A 13,429-nucleotide genomic window follows, 5' to 3' on the forward strand; every position below is an offset into this window, starting at 1 on the left:
TTCATCCTCCTTATACTGTATATTATAGTAAGTATATCAGAGGAAAACGGAGGTACAAGTGATGCTGAAAGAATACATATCTGTTACGCCAAAAGCCGTAATCGTTGTCGTACACGGGGCTTTTGAGCACGGAGGACGCTACAGGACTCTGGCTGAGAAATTCCAGACGGATGGTTACTCGGTGGTCGTCGGAGACCTTCCCGGTCAGGGAGACGATATAGACAATCGGGGCCATATCCGCAGTTTCCGGCAGTACCTGGATACCATTGAAGGATGGGTGGAGTATGCGAAGGAAGCGGAGGTCCCTGTTTTTCTCCTTGGTCACAGCATGGGAGGGCTTGCCGTTATCCGGGCGCTGCAGGAAAAATCGCTCCCGGTCCAGGGTGTGATTTTATCCTCTCCGGCACTCGGCATAAAGAATGGAGCAAGTAAACCGCTTGAGGCGATGGCCAAGGTGATGGACAGGCTTTCACCATCTCTGCTCGTATCATATCCCTACCGTCCCGAAACAGTTACGAGAAATGAAAATGTGTGGGAGCAGGACAGGAAGGACGACAAAATTTTGCAGAAAGTATCTGTAAGATGGTACAAAGAATTTCAAAGAGCTATCAAAGTCGCTCGCGACAAACCGTTCAGCGATGTCCCCCTCCTCCTCATGCAGGCAGGAGAGGACAAGATGGTGAACTCTGAAGACACGAAGCGCTGGTTCGATGCACAGAATTTGACGGAGAAGGCTTACAAAGAATGGCCGGGCCTTTATCATGAACTGTTCAATGAGCCGGAGTGGGAAGAAGTTTACCGTTACGCTTTAAGTTTTATAGAAATACACCGTTAAGAGGAGGATCCAGTTTTGGCAAAGCAGGCACCGAAGCAACCGATAGCCCTGATGTATCAGGGGTACAGATTTATATTTCCAGAGGTTTACCGTCAATTGGAGGCCTGGAAAGAGAGGGCGGCGGATATTCCGGATCCCGAACTGAGATTTCAGGCAACAGACAGTATAGAGAAAAAAGCTTTTCACTGTGAGGGAGGCGGGCTTTTCTCCCTGCTATCCGGAGCGCAGTGGAAAGAAACCGTCACTTTCGTAGTGGCATACCAGACCATCTGTGATTACCTGGATAATTTATGTGACCAGAGCGAATCCCTGGACCCGAAAGACTTCGAAAGTCTCCACTTTGCGCTGGAAGATGCGGTTCATCCCGATTATGAACACCGTGATTATTATGCATTCAGAGAAGAGAAGGAAGACGGGGGATACCTGAGTGAACTCGTTTCCACCTGCCAGGGTGTACTGAGCCGTTTTCCGTTCTATCACCTCGTTCAGCTGGACGTGGCGGATCTGAGCGCGTTATACGGAGAGTTCCAGGTGCATAAACACGTGAAGGAAGAAGAGAGAGTGGGGCGCATGCAACAGTGGCATCAGAGAAATATGTCCAGGGTACCGGATATGCAGTGGTATGATTTTTCAGCCAGCACCGCTTCTACCATGGGAGTATATACGCTCGTCGCCTATGCTGCGGGGAAAAGGGTGAACAGAGAGTTGGTCCGGCGTGTCAGAAACTGTTACTTCCCTTACATGCAGGGGATGCACATACTGCTTGATTACTACATTGACCAGGCAGAAGACGAAGCGGATGGTGAGATGAACTTCTGTACATATTACCCTTCCAACGAAGCGCTGAAAAAACGTATAGGAGAATTCATGGAGGAGACAGATCGTAAAATAGCGGAGCTTCCGGATGCCGACTTTCATCAGATGCTCCGCGAAGGTGTCGTGAGCATGTATCTGGCCGACGAGAAAGTTAAGGAGCTTCCCGGCTCTTCTTCGATGGTGCCATACCTCCTGAATAAGAGCGGGACAAGAAGCTGGTTCTTCTACCTGAATGTTAAAGCTTACCATAAACTGAAAGCCTGACCACAAAGGTCAGGCTTTTTCTAATGCTACAATGAAAGGTGCATTGTTTTTCTGATTGAGAAATTCGTACTTGAGTACGTGAACCGAACGCTGATCAAGATTTCCGGCGTATTCCATCACTTTTTCTTTCTCTTTTTTTCCACCTTCATGACCGTGGTAGACGACGAGGACTACGAGACCGCCTTTTTCCATAACTGAAAGGATATTATCAATGGCTTCAATGGTGTGCTCGGGGGTAGTAACGACGGTTTTATCGCTTCCCGGCAGAAACCCCAGGTTAAAGATGGCCCCTCTGATATTCGGATGACGCTCCTCCGGTATGTATTTCAGCGCTTCTGCGTGAGACGCTTCATTTAAAGTCACCTGATGAACCGAGTTATTCTCTTTCAGTCTGGCAGCTGTAGCTTCTATTGCGTCCTTCTGGATATCAAACCCGTACACATGGCCGGACTCTTTTGTGAGACTGGCCAGAAAAAGAGTGTCGTGGCCGTTTCCGCAAGTAGCATCAATGGCTATATCCCCTTCGGTTACTGCTTTCTTCATCAGTTCGTGTGAAAAGGGGAGGACTCTGTCGAGATTCATAATGCTCCTCCTTTAAAATAAAATGGAGAAATCATTGTATCATATCAAAAAGAAAAACATCGCCTTTTTATTTCGACGATGTTTTACCTTTGGAAGATCCACGTTTGGACACTGTATTATAAGCTTTGCGAGCGTATCTTTTCGTTTTTTCCGGATTGCGTTTTGCGTAGGATACCGCTTTTCTGATTAAATTTTTCATTTTATCACCTCATATTTAGTCCTTCCCGCTGCAGGAGTTTCTGAAACACAGGAAACAGTTGACAAAGAGGGCTGTATTCATTAAGATACGGTTATAATTGAGGCTGCGTGATAAGGGGAATAGTAGCAATCGAAAAAATACAGAGAGACAGCGGCCGGTGAAAGCTGTTTTTGATTCGTTGTGAACTCGCCCCTGTACTTAAAAGCACGTATCCCGGCTTATCCACCGTTATCGGAACCGAGTGAGCGAAAAATTCGCTAATGTGGGTGGTACCGCGGGATACAGCCTCTCGTCCCATAATTATTGGGAGGGGAGGCTTTTTTTCTGGTTTTGAACAAATAGAAGAAAATTCGATCCGAGGTTTCAGGTTTGATGATTCCATATAGTAATGACACAGTACATAGTTGAACAGGAGGAAGGTAAATGGCTTTTAATCATAAGAACATAGAGAAGAAATGGCAGACCTATTGGCTCGAGAATAAGGTGTTCAAATCCGAAACGGATACAGACAAAGAGAAGTTCTATGCTCTGGATATGTTCCCTTATCCGTCCGGATCAGGTCTTCACGTCGGGCACCCGGAGGGGTATACAGCTACGGATATCCTCTCGAGAATGAAGCGGATGCAGGGGTATGAAGTACTTCACCCGATGGGATGGGACGCTTTCGGGCTACCGGCTGAGCAGCACGCTCTCGATACCGGGAATGATCCGGAAGAATTCACTGCGCACAACATCGAAACGTTCCGTCGACAGATCCAGGAACTCGGTTTCTCCTACGACTGGGACAGGGAAATTAACACGACGGATCCCGACTATTATAAATGGACGCAGTGGATTTTCCTTAAATTGTACGAAAGGGGACTCGCTTATATAGATGAAGTTCCTGTAAACTGGTGCCCGGCTCTCGGCACGGTTCTTGCCAATGAAGAAGTGATCGATGGAAAGAGTGAGCGGGGCGACCATCCGGTGGAACGCCGGCCGATGAAACAATGGATGCTCAAAATCACTGCTTATGCGGACAGACTGCTGGATGATCTTGAAGAACTGGACTGGCCGGAGAGCATTAAGGATATGCAGCGTAACTGGATCGGGAAATCCGAAGGGGCGGAAGTGGAATTCGATATCGAAGGTTTCAATGAATCTTTCAAAGCGTTCACCACCCGGCCGGACACTCTTTTCGGTGCTACATATGCTGTGTTTGCCCCGGAACATCCTTACATTGAAAATATAACCGCCGAAGAACAGAAAGAAGCGGTCCAGAAATACGTTAACGAAGCAATGAATAAGAGCGATCTTGAAAGAACGGATCTTGCCAAAGGAAAATCTGGCGTTTTTACGGGCGCTTATGCTGTCAACCCGGTTAATGGAAAGAAACTTCCGATCTGGGTAGCCGATTATGTCCTTATGAGCTACGGGAGCGGTGCAATCATGGCAGTTCCGGCTCATGATGAACGGGACTACGAATTCGCGCGTAAATTCGATCTTGAAATCATTCCGGTCGTCGAAGGAGGAGATGTGGAAGAGGAAGCTTATACGGGTGAAGGCCCCCACATCAATTCCGATTTTCTAAATGGACTTTATAAAGAGGAAGCAATAGATAAAGCGATCCAGTGGCTTGAAGAAAACGGCAAAGGCCAAAAACAGACGACTTACCGTCTCCGTGACTGGCTGTTCAGCCGTCAGCGTTACTGGGGAGAACCGATACCTGTTATCCACTGGGAAGACGGGTCTGTAACCGCAGTACCTGAAGAAGACCTTCCGATTGAACTGCCGAAGACGACGGAGATCAAACCGTCCGGTACGGGAGAATCGCCGCTTGCGAATATCAGTGACTGGGTGAACGTTACGGACCCTGAAACGGGAATGAAAGGGAAGAGAGAAACGAATACGATGCCTCAGTGGGCCGGCAGCTGCTGGTACTACCTGCGGTTTATCGATTCCGATAATGACGAAACGTTCGCGGATTACGAGAAGCTGAAAAAATGGCTCCCTGTAGATATCTACATCGGCGGCGCAGAACATGCCGTTCTGCATCTGCTTTACGCACGTTTCTGGCACAAAGTGCTTTACGATGCAGGAGTAGTACCGACGAAGGAACCTTTCCAGCAGCTGTTCAACCAGGGTATGATTCTTGGTGAAGGCAACGAAAAAATGAGTAAATCGAAAGGGAACGTAGTTAACCCGGACGATATCATTCATACTCACGGAGCGGATACTCTTCGTCTTTATGAGATGTTTATGGGGCCGCTGGAGGCGTCTATCGCGTGGTCTGAAAACGGACTTGAAGGAGCACGGCGTTTCCTTGACCGTGTGTGGAGAATCGTTTCTCCTGAAGGGAAGCTGAACCCTGCCATAAAAGAAGATGCAGATAAAGAAGCTCTGGAAAAAACGTATCATGAAACAGTGATGAAAGTGACGGAGAACTTCGAAGATCTTCGTTTTAATACGGGTATTTCCCAAATGATGGTGTTCATTAATGACGCTTATAAAGCAGACGAGATCCCTAAAACTTTTATGGAAGGATTCGTTAAACTGCTTTCCACTGTGGCGCCTCACGTCAGTGAAGAAATGTGGTCGAATCTTGGTCACGAGGGAACGATTGCGTACGAACCATGGCCGACGTTCGACCCTGAAAAACTCATAGAGGAAGAAGTTGAGATTGTCGTCCAGGTGATGGGGAAAGTCCGCGCCAAAATGATGGTGAACAAGGAAGCTTCTAAAGAAGATCTTGAAAAATCCGCCCTGGAACATGAAGAAGTCAAGCCGTGGCTTGAAGGGAAAACAGTAAGAAAAGTTATTGCCGTACCCGGAAAACTGGTTAATATTGTAGCTGATTAATTATGCGCCTGTCCCTTTGCCCGGGGGCAGGCTTTTTTCTTGACTTCTAATGAAGATTTAATAGAATTACAATTGCAAAACCTAAAAAAGGAGGATGGTCAACATGAGTACTATTCCTGAAATGAACGGTGAAACACTCGAACAGAAGTTGAAAAACGGAGAAAATATAACAGTTATAGATGTGCGGGAAGACGAAGAAGTCGAAGAAGGTATGATTCCGGGAGCTAAACACGTCCGTTTAGGAGATTTGCAGGATAGATACACCGAACTGGATAAAGAGGACAATCACGTAGTCGTCTGCCGTTCCGGAAGGAGAAGTATGAAAGCGTCCGAATTTCTTAAAGAGAACGGATTCACAACCGTTACCAATCTCGAAGGCGGTATGCTGGGATGGCCCGGAGACGTCCGCAAAAAATAAAGAAGGTGAAAAGATGATTTATTGGGGTGGGACAGCAGCTATCGCTCTGCTTTTGTTTATTACCACGCGTACAAAAGGATGGAACGGGCTGCAGACCTTAAATGATAATGAAATCAGCGACAATGATTATTGTGTGATTGATATAAGAGACTATATTTCTGCACACCGCTCTCCTTATCCGGGAGCAGAGAACATCCCTCTCAGTTATCTGCCGAGAGAAGTGAAGGAAAGATTCGACTGCCCGAAAGAAATTCTTCTCGTCACAGATGACGAACGGGGAGCGGTAAAAGCCGCCAGACTGTTGAGAAAGAAAAGAAATCAGTCTGTATATTATGTGAAAGCTTCCTGAGAGAAGTGAAAAAGGAAAAAGCACAAAAACCGAAACCTGACGTTCGGTTTTTGTGCTTTTTGTATCGTAAGAAAAAGAGGATAATGGTATCCGAAAGCAGTGAAGCGCAGGGCAAGGAAAAGAGGAACCCGTGAACATTCACATGCTTTATCCGGGTCAGTGATACCCTGTGTATGCGGGGGGGTGCCGGTATATTCACTAGCGCAAAATCATTATCGGTAAAAAACATAAATTAAATTTCAAAAAGTCATTGACCTTCGAAGCTGTAGAGTGTAATATTGTTTTTGCTGCTTTGAAAGGCAGAAAAAACAGAGTGAATTAATTGTTGACTTTCTGTAACTGAAAGTGGTACAATAGTTTTACTTCGCATTAATAAGTAGATCTTTGAAAACTGAACAATGTTTTATGCCATGCGTCAATTTTTTGAACGAATTATGATTGAGCTAATCAATCTCTTTTATGGAGAGTTTGATCCTGGCTCAGGACGAACGCTGGCGGCGTGCCTAATACATGCAAGTCGAGCGCGGGAAGCGAGCAGAAGCCCTTCGGGGCGGACGCTCGTGGAACGAGCGGCGGACGGGTGAGTAACACGTGGGCAACCTGCCTGTAAGACCGGAATAACCCCGGGAAACCGGGGCTAATGCCGGATAACCCAACGGTTCTCCTGAACCGATGGTAAAAGGATGGCTTCTTGCTATCGCTTACAGATGGGCCCGCGGCGCATTAGCTGGTTGGTGAGGTAACGGCTCACCAAGGCGACGATGCGTAGCCGACCTGAGAGGGTGATCGGCCACACTGGGACTGAGACACGGCCCAGACTCCTACGGGAGGCAGCAGTAGGGAATCTTCCGCAATGGACGAAAGTCTGACGGAGCAACGCCGCGTGAATGATGAAGGTCTTCGGATCGTAAAATTCTGTTGTGAGGGAAGAACAAGGACCGTGCGAACAGAACGGTCCCTTGACGGTACCTCACGAGGAAGCCCCGGCTAACTACGTGCCAGCAGCCGCGGTAATACGTAGGGGGCAAGCGTTGTCCGGAATTATTGGGCGTAAAGGGCACGCAGGCGGTTCCTTAAGTCTGATGTGAAAGCCCGTGGCTCAACCACGGATGGCCATTGGAAACTGGGGAACTTGAGAACTGAAGAGGAGAGTGGAATTCCACGTGTAGCGGTGAAATGCGTAGATATGTGGAGGAACACCAGTGGCGAAGGCGACTCTCTGGTCGGTTTCTGACGCTGAGGTGCGAAAGCGTGGGTAGCAAACAGGATTAGATACCCTGGTAGTCCACGCCGTAAACGCTGAGTGCTAGGTGTTAGGGGGCTTCCACCCCTTAGTGCTGAAGTTAACGCATTAAGCACTCCGCCTGGGGAGTACGGCCGCAAGGCTGAAACTCAAAGGAATTGACGGGGGCCCGCACAAGCGGTGGAGCATGTGGTTTAATTCGAAGCAACGCGAAGAACCTTACCAGGTCTTGACATCCTTGGCTACTTCCAGAGATGGAAGGTTCCCTTCGGGGACCAAGTGACAGGTGGTGCATGGTTGTCGTCAGCTCGTGTCGTGAGATGTTGGGTTAAGTCCCGCAACGAGCGCAACCCCTAATCTTAGTTGCCAGCATTCAGTTGGGCACTCTAAGGTGACTGCCGGTGACAAACCGGAGGAAGGCGGGGATGACGTCAAATCATCATGCCCCTTATGACCTGGGCTACACACGTGCTACAATGGATGGGACAAACGGAAGCGAACCCGCGAGGGGTAGCCAATCCGAGAAACCCATTCTCAGTTCGGATTGCAGGCTGCAACTCGCCTGCATGAAGCCGGAATCGCTAGTAATCGCAGATCAGCATGCTGCGGTGAATACGTTCCCGGGCCTTGTACACACCGCCCGTCACACCACGAGAGTTGGCAACACCCGAAGCCGGTGAGGTAACCTTTACAGGAGCCAGCCGTCGAAGGTGGGGCCAATGATTGGGGTGAAGTCGTAACAAGGTAGCCGTATCGGAAGGTGCGGCTGGATCACCTCCTTTCTAAGGATAGGAACGGGTCTTTCCCCTTACGGGAAGGATCCGCACGAACCGGGCGCTCTTATGGAGCGCTCCGGCGCATGGCTAAAACATGTTCAGTTTTGAGAGATCTATGCTCTCTTTGAACCTTGAAAACTGGATAAGAAACAAACAGACAATATCGTAAGATATTGATCTGGACCAACATCGATCTTTATTTTAGAATGAAGCGTCTTTTCACTAGTATAGTGAAGAAATGAAGGGCGCACGGTGGATGCCTTGGTACCAGGAGCCGATGAAGGACGGGACAAACACCGAAATGCTTCGGGGAGCCGTAAGTAGGCGTTGATCCGAAGATGTCCGAATGGGGGAACCCACTGTCCGTTATGGGACAGTACCGATCACTGAATACATAGGTGGTCGGAGGTAGACCCGGGGAACTGAAACATCTCAGTACCCGGAGGAGAGGAAAGCAAATGCGATTTCCCGAGTAGCGGCGAGCGAAACGGAACCAGCCCAAACCAGAGAGCTTGCTCTCTGGGGTTGTAGGACACTCCCTTGGAGTTACCAAGAGGGAGGATAGGCGAATCGGACTGGAACGTCCAGCCATAGCAGGTAACAGCCCTGTAGCCGACATCCTCCCTCCTCCGGAGTGGATCCTGAGTACGGCGAAACACGAGAAATTTCGTCGGAATCCGGGAGGACCATCTCCCAAGGCTAAATACTCCCTGGTAACCGATAGTGAACCAGTACCGTGAGGGAAAGGTGAAAAGCACCCCGGAAGGGGAGTGAAAGAGAACCTGAAACCGTGTGCCTACAAGTAGTCGGAGCCCGTTAATGGGTGACGGCGTACCTTTTGTAGAATGGACCGGCGAGTTACGATCGGCTGCAAGGTTAAACACCGTAGGTGTGGAGCCGCAGCGAAAGCGAGTCTGAACAGGGCGTCTCGAGTAGACGGTCGTAGACCCGAAACCGTGTGATCTACCCATCTCCAGGGTGAAGGTCAGGTAATACTGACTGGAGGCCCGAACCCACGTAAGTTGAAAATTACGGGGATGAGGGGTGGGTAGGGGTGAAATGCCAATCGAACACGGAGATAGCTGGTTCTCTCCGAAATAGCTTTAGGGCTAGCCTTCGGCCAGGAGTCCTGGAGGTAGAGCACTGATTGGATGAGGGGCCCCTACCGGGTTACCGAGTTCAGTCAAACTCCGAATGCCAGCGACTCGCGTCGAGGAGTCAGACCATGGGTGAGAAGGTTCATGGTCAAGAGGGGAACAGCCCAGACCGTCAGCTAAGGTCCCTAAGTGTGTGTTAAGTGGAAAAGGATGTGGCGTTGCTTAGACAACCAGGATGTTAGCTTAGAAGCAGCTATCATTGAAAGAGTGCGTAATAGCTCACTGGTCGAGTGACGCTGCGCCGAAAATGTACCGGGGCTAAACACACCACCGAAGCTACGGATTTGCATCGATGATGCAAGTGGTAGGAGAGCGTTCCAGGAGCTGTGAAGTCAGACCGTGAGGACTGGTGGAGCGACTGGAAGTGAGAATGCCGGTATAAGTAGCGAAAAAAGAGTGAGAATCTCTTTCACCGTAAGCCTAAGGGTTCCTGAGGAAGGCTCGTCCACTCAGGGTTAGTCGGGACCTAAGCTGAGGCCGAAAGGCGTAGGCGATGGACAACAGGTGGAGATTCCTGTACCACCCGCCTCCGTTCGAGCGAACGGGGGGACGCAGGAGGATAGGGAGAGCGCACCATTGGATGTGTGCGTCCAAGCTGTGAGCGCGTCGGATAGGCAAATCCGTCCGGCAAGTGCAAGCAGTGATGGGGAGAGAACATGAGTATCGAAGCTCCTGATTTCACACTGCCAAGAAAAGCCTCTAGCGAGGATGGCGGGTGCCCGTACCGCAAACCAACACAGGTAGGCGAGGAGAGTATCCTAAGGTGATCGGGAGAACTCTCGTTAAGGAACTCGGCAAAATGACCCCGTAACTTCGGGAGAAGGGGTGCTCCTCTGCCGAGGAGCCGCAGTGAAGAGGCCCAAGCGACTGTTTACCAAAAACACAGGTCTCTGCGAAACCGTAAGGTGAAGTATAGGGGCTGACACCTGCCCGGTGCTGGAAGGTTAAGGGGATGCGTTAGCGTAAGCGAAGCGTTGAACCGAAGCCCCAGTAAACGGCGGCCGTAACTATAACGGTCCTAAGGTAGCGAAATTCCTTGTCGGGTAAGTTCCGACCCGCACGAAAGGTGCAACGACTTGGGCACTGTCTCAACGAGAGACCCGGTGAAATTATACGATGCGTGAAGATGCGCATTACCCGCGACAGGACGGAAAGACCCCGTGGAGCTTTACTGTAGCCTGATATTGAATGTTGGTATCGCTTGTACAGGATAGGTGGGAGCCATCGAAACCGGAGCGCAAGCTTCGGTGGAGGCGCCCGTGGGATACCACCCTGGCGGTACGGACATTCTAACCCAGGACCGTGATCCGGTCCGGAGACAGTGTCAGGTGGGCAGTTTGACTGGGGCGGTCGCCTCCCAAAAAGTAACGGAGGCGCTCAAAGGTTCCCTCAGAATGGTTGGAAATCATTCGCAGCGTGTAAAGGCACAAGGGAGCTTGACTGCGAGACCTACAAGTCGAGCAGGGACGAAAGTCGGACTTAGTGATCCGGCGGTACCGCATGGAAGGGCCGTCGCTCAACGGATAAAAGCTACCCCGGGGATAACAGGCTTATCTCCCCCAAGAGTCCACATCGACGGGGAGGTTTGGCACCTCGATGTCGGCTCATCGCATCCTGGGGCTGTAGTCGGTCCCAAGGGTTGGGCTGTTCGCCCATTAAAGCGGTACGCGAGCTGGGTTCAGAACGTCGTGAGACAGTTCGGTCCCTATCCGTCGTGGGCGTTGGAAATTTGAAAGGAGCTGTCCTTAGTACGAGAGGACCGGGATGGACACACCGCTGGTGTACCAGTTGTTCCGCCAGGAGCATTGCTGGGTAGCTACGTGTGGACGGGATAAGTGCTGAAAGCATCTAAGCATGAAGCCCCCCTTGAGATGAGATTTCCCTTTGTAGAGATGCCTCTGAGACGAAGAGGTTGATAGGTCCGGTGTGGAAGCGTGGCGACACGTGCAGCAGACGGATACTAATCCATCGAGATCTTCTCTATACGTTGGTCGTATGTTTCTTATCCAGTTTTGAAGGTTCATTCCTTCCTAGATGTGGTGGCAATAGCGAAGAGGTCACACCTGTTCCCATGCCGAACACAGAAGTTAAGTTCTTCCGCGCCGATGGTAGTCGGGGTTACCCCCCGCAAGAGTAGGGCGCTGCCACATTACTTCAGACCCTGAACATTACGTTCAGGGTCTTTTCTATATGAAAAATGTCATATAGAATCTTATTCGTAAGTGATTTTAAAAATTCGGAAAGTCATGGACGGGTACATAGACGTGGCACTGGTTGCCCGGAAATTGGCAGAAAATCCAGCTTTAAAAGTGAGTGGTTGCAATGAAAATGATACGGTGGAGTTATTCGAGAAGAAAAGTGGTACGTGCTTACTTTGATAAATTTCCAGGGAGCACTTTTTATTTCAGGAGGATACGTTCTTATTTTTATCTTTACAGTTCAGACTGGAGTGAAGAGGATCCCCTGCTTGAAGAGGGAGACCAGGAAGAAATGCAGCTTCTCGTCAATGAATCCCTCGGGAGAAAAGAAGCGTATAGAAATAGAAAATCCCTCGGGACAAAGACTTCAGGGCACTGAAGCAAAATTAATAGCGGGTGACTTTTTCACCCGCTATTGATACATAATTATTGAGCATTTTGAAATATAAGGGAGTATGTGGGATAGGAAATTTTCTACCCTTCACTCATACCTTCCCACGCTGCATTCATACCGGCTACATTTCCGGTAACGAGAGCGGAAGTAATGTTGTATCCTCCGGTATATCCGTGAATATCCAGAATCTCTCCGCAGAAGTAGAGGCGGGACATTTTTTTGGATTGGAGTGTATTCGGAACGACTTCCTTGATAGAGACTCCTCCTCCGGTAACGAAGGCTTTTTCAATCGGCTGGGAATCATGGACGGAAACGTGAAAGTACTTCAGGTTTTTCAGAAAAGAGTGGAACTGCTCTTTCGACAGGTGAGCATTCGTCTCTTCCGGAGTAATCCCGTTCTCCTCCATCAGGAAGTCGATCATTCTTTCCGGAAGTACTCCTTTAACAGTGTTTTTCCACGTCTTTTTCGGATGATCTTTTGACTTCTGAAGGTATGTTTCAGTAAGTTGTTCCAGGGACTGCTCGGGTAGAGCATCAATCTCGATTGTTACCGGTCTGTGTCCCTTCATGAATTCTTTTACCGCGAACTGGGAACATCGCAGAACGGCAGGTCCCGAAATGCCGAAATGGGTGAATAACATGTCCATTTTGTGGGTGATGATCGGTTTACTTTTACGGTTGAGTACGCTGACATTCACATCCCGCAAAGAAACTCCCTGAAGTTTCTTATCTTTAATGAAGGCATCTTTCGAAAGAAGAGGGACTTCTGTCGGGTACAGGGTCGTAATGGTATGGCCGGCCGTTTTTGCCCACTTGTATCCGTCTCCCGTTGAACCTGTATGAGGAACGGCTTTACCGCCAGTGGCAATGATAAGGGATTTCGTGCGAATCTTTTCCGAATCATCCAGGTGGACGGTGTGCCCGGATTCCCCGTACTGTATAGCGTCCACCTTCGTTTCTTTTCTGACTTCCACGTGGAGTCTGTCGAGATAAGCGAGCAGAGCCTTCACTACATCCTGTGCTTTGTTGCTGGCCGGAAACATACGGCCGTGGTCTTCTTCCTTCAGTCCGACTCCGAGGTCCTCAAAAAAAGAGATGATGTCGTAATTGTTGAAAACGGAAAATGGGCTGTATAAAAATTTCCCGTTCCCCGGGATATGTTTGATCACTTCTTCTTCAGGGAGGCGGTTCGTAACGTTGCATCTTCCTCCCCCGGAAATTGCCAGTTTGGTACCCAGTTTTTTACCCTTTTCTATTAAAAGGACGGAAGCGCCCTGTTCGGCTGCAGCAATGGCTGCCATCAGCCCGGAAGGACCGCCTCCGATGACGGTTACGTGATAAGTCATGAATTTCTCACCTT

General features: G+C 49.4%; 8 protein-coding genes, 3 rRNA genes and 1 other annotated feature. Of the genes, 9 read left to right on the forward strand and 2 right to left on the reverse strand.

Features of this window, described 5'->3' with window-relative positions; genetic code table 11:
* Window positions 1-61 precede the first annotated feature (61 nt).
* Window positions 62-835, forward strand: coding sequence for an alpha/beta hydrolase (locus AAV35_RS04155; protein ID WP_008587397.1), 774 nt, complete (start codon window positions 62-64; stop codon window positions 833-835).
* A 15-nt stretch (window positions 836-850) separates the two neighbouring features.
* Window positions 851-1,915, forward strand: coding sequence for a tetraprenyl-beta-curcumene synthase family protein (locus AAV35_RS04160; RefSeq protein ID WP_008587400.1), 1,065 nt, complete (start codon window positions 851-853; stop codon window positions 1,913-1,915).
* Between the two features lie 9 nt (window positions 1,916-1,924).
* Here AAV35_RS04160 and mnmM read toward each other — a convergent pair whose 3' ends face one another.
* Window positions 1,925-2,497 carry a tRNA 5-(aminomethyl)-2-thiouridylate-methyltransferase MnmM gene (gene mnmM / locus AAV35_RS04165; protein ID WP_008587401.1) on the reverse strand — a complete coding sequence of 191 codons (573 nt, stop codon included), beginning with the start codon at window positions 2,495-2,497 and terminating at the stop codon, window positions 1,925-1,927.
* A gap of 300 nt (window positions 2,498-2,797) precedes the next feature.
* Window positions 2,798-2,996 (forward strand) — a binding site (T-box leader).
* Between the two features lie 123 nt (window positions 2,997-3,119).
* On the opposite strand from mnmM, the gene leuS reads away from it, so the two are divergent.
* The 7 genes from leuS to AAV35_RS04200 all read left to right on the forward strand — a co-directional run bounded on the left by leuS (window position 3,120) and on the right by AAV35_RS04200 (window position 12,054).
* Window positions 3,120-5,534: a leucine--tRNA ligase gene (gene leuS / locus AAV35_RS04170; protein ID WP_008587405.1), complete on the forward strand. Its 2,415-nt coding sequence runs from the start codon at window positions 3,120-3,122 to the stop codon at window positions 5,532-5,534.
* Between the two features lie 103 nt (window positions 5,535-5,637).
* Window positions 5,638-5,952, forward strand: coding sequence for a rhodanese-like domain-containing protein (locus AAV35_RS04175; protein WP_008587408.1), 315 nt, complete (start codon window positions 5,638-5,640; stop codon window positions 5,950-5,952).
* Between the two features lie 13 nt (window positions 5,953-5,965).
* Window positions 5,966-6,301 carry a rhodanese-like domain-containing protein gene (locus AAV35_RS04180; protein WP_008587410.1) on the forward strand — a complete coding sequence of 112 codons (336 nt, stop codon included), beginning with the start codon at window positions 5,966-5,968 and terminating at the stop codon, window positions 6,299-6,301.
* Window positions 6,302-6,757: 456 nt separating this feature from the next.
* Window positions 6,758-8,326: ribosomal RNA gene (locus AAV35_RS04185) — 16S ribosomal RNA — on the forward strand.
* A 223-nt stretch (window positions 8,327-8,549) separates the two neighbouring features.
* A 23S ribosomal RNA gene (locus AAV35_RS04190) occupies window positions 8,550-11,461 on the forward strand.
* A gap of 51 nt (window positions 11,462-11,512) precedes the next feature.
* Window positions 11,513-11,627: ribosomal RNA gene (gene rrf / locus AAV35_RS04195) — 5S ribosomal RNA — on the forward strand.
* Together the 16S, 23S and 5S rRNA genes form the textbook arrangement of a ribosomal RNA operon.
* Before the next feature lie 172 nt (window positions 11,628-11,799).
* A complete protein-coding gene (locus AAV35_RS04200; protein ID WP_008590806.1) occupies window positions 11,800-12,054 on the forward strand; it encodes a hypothetical protein in 255 nt (84 codons plus the stop codon).
* Between the two features lie 95 nt (window positions 12,055-12,149).
* On the opposite strand, the gene AAV35_RS04205 is transcribed toward AAV35_RS04200, so the two are convergent.
* Entirely contained in the window at window positions 12,150-13,415 is a 1,266-nt protein-coding gene (locus tag AAV35_RS04205; protein WP_008590808.1) for a BaiN/RdsA family NAD(P)/FAD-dependent oxidoreductase, read from the reverse strand.
* Between the last annotated feature and the right edge of the window lie 14 nt (window positions 13,416-13,429).

It is taken from the genome of Salimicrobium jeotgali, from assembly GCF_001685435.2.
Taxonomy (GTDB): Bacteria; Bacillota; Bacilli; order Bacillales; family Halobacillaceae; genus Salimicrobium; species Salimicrobium album.